Origin of the sequence: Hydrogenophaga sp., from assembly GCF_051007235.1 — a bacterium.
Taxonomy (GTDB): domain Bacteria; phylum Pseudomonadota; class Gammaproteobacteria; order Burkholderiales; family Burkholderiaceae_C; genus Hydrogenophaga.
In genome coordinates, this window is sequence record NZ_JBPCSJ010000485.1 from 1 (window position 1) to 1,075 (window position 1,075).

Below are 1,075 nucleotides of genomic sequence, written 5' to 3' on the forward strand. Positions count from 1 at the left end.
CCAAGGAGCCGTGTAGCGGGCGGGATAATCGAACGCTGTTTGTTTTCAGGTTCCACATGGCACTCATCACACTGCAGGACGCACAACTGGCTTTTGGCCATGTGGCGCTGCTCGATCACACCGACTTCGCGCTGGAGACGCAAGAGCGCGTCGGACTGATCGGGCGCAACGGGACTGGGAAGTCATCGTTGTTGAAGATCCTCGCTGGGCTGGACAAGCCCGACGATGGCACTCTGCAAGTGCAGACCGGGTTGCGGGTGGCCTATGTGCCACAGGAGCCGGTGCTCGACCTGGACAGCACTGTGTTTGAAGCGGCCAGCCTGGGCCTGGGCGACGCCCGGGCTGCGCGGGATCTGTATTTGAGTGGGGCGGACGGACTGGACCTGGGGGAGCTGCAGAACCGGATCGAGGCGCTGGACGCCTGGAACTGGGAACAGCGGGTGGAAGAGACCCTGCACCGCCTGCACCTGGACGGCGGCGTGAAGGTGGGCACCTTGTCCGGGGGCAACAAGAAACGCGTGGCGCTGGCACAGGCGCTGGTGAGCCGCCCCGACGTGCTGCTGCTGGACGAGCCGACCAACCACCTGGACCTGGACAGCATCACCTGGCTGGAGGACCTGCTGCTGGAATACCGCGGCAGCGTGGTGACCATCAGCCACGACCGGGCGTTTCTGGACCGGGTGGCCACGCGCATGGTGGAACTGGACCGCGGCCGCCTGCTGAGCTACCCGGGCAACTTCGCCCAGTACCAGACCCTGAAGGAAGAGCAGATGACGCAGGAGGCGGTGATCAACGCCCGAGCGGACAAGCTGCTGGCCCAGGAAGAGGTGTGGATCCGCAAGGGCGTGGAAGCGCGCCGCACGCGGGCGCAGGGGCGCATCACGCGGCTGGAGCGCTTGCGCGAGCAGCGCGCGCAGCGCCGCGATGCCGTGGGCAGGGTGAAGCTGGAAGTGGCCAGCGGTGGCGCCAGCGGCAAGATCGTGGCGGAGCTGGAGCGGGTGACCAAGGCTTTCCCTGGCCCGGATGGCCAACCGCGCACGGTGATCCGCGATTTCACCGGCACCATCCTGCGGGG

The 1,075-nt window shown here is 66.8% G+C and carries 1 protein-coding gene; it reads left to right on the forward strand.

The window, feature by feature from the left end:
• Positions 1-56 precede the first annotated feature (56 nt).
• The coding region (locus ACR2JA_RS17130) for an ABC-F family ATP-binding cassette domain-containing protein (RefSeq protein ID WP_434010283.1) at positions 57-1,075 on the forward strand (1,019 nt) is incomplete at its 3' end.